Below are 2,997 nucleotides of genomic sequence, written 5' to 3' on the forward strand. Positions count from 1 at the left end.
ATGGCCGACTAATTGTCGGCGCAGTTTTCGCGCGCCTGCACGACGACAGAAAGCCCGCTGAGACCCAGGTTGCGAAAGAAATTTGGCGATCTTGGGTCGGGGAGGAGGCATTTCGCGATTCCTCTCCGACAAACTGCTAGTCATGAGTGATGAACTAAACCCTAATTCAACTGACCAAAGGTCTCGAAGAGATTCGCAAAACGAGGACAGTCCGCGCGAGAGCAAACCGTCGCGCGCATTTATGATTACACGCGCGTTACTATCGCGCGTCATTGGCGCGCTGCACGGATTCCTCACGCGCGGTGCAGGTGCGACCGCGCTCGCCGACATCGGCGCGGCGTTCGGTCATCTCGCGCGCAATCCGCACCTCGGCAAAATCGCGCTCGGCATCGTCGTCGCACTCTATCTTCTCTCCGGCGTTTACATCGTCAACCCAGGTGAAGAAGCGGTCGTGCGGCGATTCGGGCAAGTGACTCAACGGCGCGTGAGCGAGGGTTTGCATTATCGCTTACCGTCGCCCATCGAGCGCGCGGACGTGGTAAACGTTTCGCAAATCCGGCGCGAGGGCATCGGCTTGCGTCCACCCGAGCATGAAGTCGCGCTGCACCCAGCCGAGGAACCGCAAATTCTGACCGGCGATGAAAACATCGTCAGTGTCAAAGTCATCGTGCAGTATCGCGTGAAAGACCCGGCGGATTACGTTCTCCGCGTGGACTATGACGCGAACACGTTGATTCGCAACACGGTGCGCGATGTGATCGTGACCCTCGGCGGTCGGTCGGTGGTGGACGATTTGCTCACGACCGGGCGTCCCGATTTGCAGCGCGCGATCCTCGCCAACGCGCAAAAAGCGCTCGACAATTACCAAAGCGGCTTGCAGTTGGTCAGCGTCAACTTGCAGGAAGTTTACCCGCCGAAAGAAGTCGCGGACGCGTTCCGCAACGTGTCGAGCGCGCGCGAAGAAAAAGAAGCGACGATCAACGATGCTCAAGGGTACGCGAACAGCGTTTTGCCGAAAGCGCGCGGCGACGCGCAGCGGATCAACCAGGAAGCGGTCGGCTACGTTGCCCAGGTCACGAATCGCGCCAAAGGTGATGCGCAGCGATTCGGGGACGTGCTCAAGGAATATCGACTCGCTTCGCGCAATGCGAACGCGTCTACGGATGTCACCCGCTATCGTTATTTTGTCGAAACGATGGAGCAAGTGTTGGGCAAAGTCAAAAAGTACGTCATCGATCCGCGCACGCAAAACATTCGCATCGTTCAATAAACTCTGGAGAAAACATCTGACCTTCGGAAAAGCAGCGGCGCGTGAAAACGGCTAGGTCTCACGTCCAGCCACATCCTAGACTTGAGACCTGTTAGCGGATGAGACGAATGGCGTGTTGTTAATCGGTGTTTTAGCGCGTGCCAAATGAGAGCAGAAGGATTATTCTAAGCACAACGTCACAGCATAACCTGATGATGGATTGATTGTGAAAACCTGGAAAGGAGAGTCACGATGGCTCAAGCACAATCAGTTCTGCCGAAGACGGCAGCCGAAACGTTTTGGAACAAACTGTGGCGCGCGCTGGATGAACGGCTCGCGCTGCACGCACTCGCATATCCCGTGCCCGAATACGCCAACACCATTCCGTACACCCTCGGCGGGATTACGCTCGTTGGCTTTGTCGTCCTCTTTGCGACTGGCATTTTGCTCACCCAGTTCTACCATCCGCATCCCAGCGAGGCGCACGACAGCGTGGTGTACATCATCACGCAAGCGCCGTTCGGCGATTTTATTCGCAGCATCCATTTCTGGACGGCGAATCTCGTCGTCGTCACTGCGCTCTTGCACATGATACGCATTTACTACACCGCCTCCTTCAAGCGCCCGCGCGAATTCAACTGGCTCGTCGGCGTGGGCTTGCTCGCGATCACCTTGGGCTTTGCCTTCACGGGGACGATTCTCAAGTGGGATCAGGAAGCGAGTGAGGCGCTATCCCATAACAAGGAGATCGGTGAATTGCTCGGCGTGTGGGGTGTGTGGCTTTCATCCGAATTCACGCGCAGTGTCCCGCTCCTCACGCGGCTCTATACGACGCACATCACGCTCTTGCCATTCATCTTCCTGGGTCTCGTCGCCGTGCATCTGTTTCTCGTCAAGATGCTCAAGATTTCGCCCAAGCCGACAGAGAACGCGCGCGCCGGCGACGATTATCCGGCGAATCAAAAGACTGAAAGTCCCTTTGGGATGAGTCACTTTGACATGCATCTGCGGCGAATGATTGGCTTTGGTTTGATTTTGTTTGCAACCGTCGCGGTACTCTCGTTCTTTGTCTCCGCGCCACTCGGACTCAAAGCTGTGCCGGGCGAAGAAGTGACCAAGCCCCCGTGGATGTTCTTGTGGCTTTATCCGCTGGAAAATGTATTCGGCGTGCCAGGCATCTTGTACGGCAGCATTGTCTTCTTCGGATTACTCGTGCTCGTGCCATTCCTGGATCGCAGTCCCTGGCTCGCGTCGAGCAAACGACGCGGATGGCTGATCGCGGGCGCGCTCGTGCTCGTCATTCTCGCTGCGCTCATCGTGTACGCGTGGTTCACCGTACCGGTGACGCACACGACGGGAGGTTGACGGTGACCAAGGTCACCTCGGTGAATCGGTTCACGCTGACGTTTCTTGCGCTGGTTGTGATTGCGACACTCAGCGGAGGTCTCGCATATCAAACGGCAATGGTTTTTGTCGCGGGTGGCGGAAATTTGTCGAACGCGTTCGGTTTCATCATCTCTGCATCTGTGTTCAGCTTTTCAATGCTGGTGCTAGCGCGCATCATGCGATTGACCGCGGTAAGGAGGGATGATCATGGCTAAGCGTATTTTCGCAATACCGCAAAACTCACTTGGGCGCGTTGTCCGCCGGGAGCATTTTCCAACGACGCACCAAATCCTTGAGTTGAGCGTTGGATTGTTTGACGGAGCGTGTGTGCATCCGAAACCGACGGCGATGCGTGCGCACCC

Annotated in this window: 3 protein-coding genes; all 3 read left to right on the forward strand. The window is 56.6% G+C overall.

Features of this window, described 5'->3' with window-relative positions; genetic code table 11:
* Window positions 1–241 precede the first annotated feature (241 nt).
* The 3 genes from hflK to HY868_21985 all read left to right on the forward strand — a co-directional run bounded on the left by hflK (window position 242) and on the right by HY868_21985 (window position 2,850).
* Window positions 242–1,270 (forward strand): FtsH protease activity modulator HflK, encoded by a 1,029-nt coding sequence (gene hflK / locus HY868_21975; GenBank protein MBI5304819.1) that lies wholly within the window; start codon window positions 242–244, stop codon window positions 1,268–1,270.
* 231 nt (window positions 1,271–1,501) lie between these two features.
* Window positions 1,502–2,614: a cytochrome bc complex cytochrome b subunit gene (locus HY868_21980; GenBank protein ID MBI5304820.1), complete on the forward strand. Its 1,113-nt coding sequence runs from the start codon at window positions 1,502–1,504 to the stop codon at window positions 2,612–2,614.
* Between the two features lie 2 nt (window positions 2,615–2,616).
* Entirely contained in the window at window positions 2,617–2,850 is a 234-nt protein-coding gene (locus HY868_21985) for a hypothetical protein (protein MBI5304821.1), read from the forward strand.
* The last annotated feature ends 147 nt before the right edge of the window (window positions 2,851–2,997 follow it).

Source organism: Chloroflexota bacterium (assembly GCA_016219275.1).
Lineage (GTDB): Bacteria > Chloroflexota > Anaerolineae > UBA4142 > UBA4142 > JACRBM01.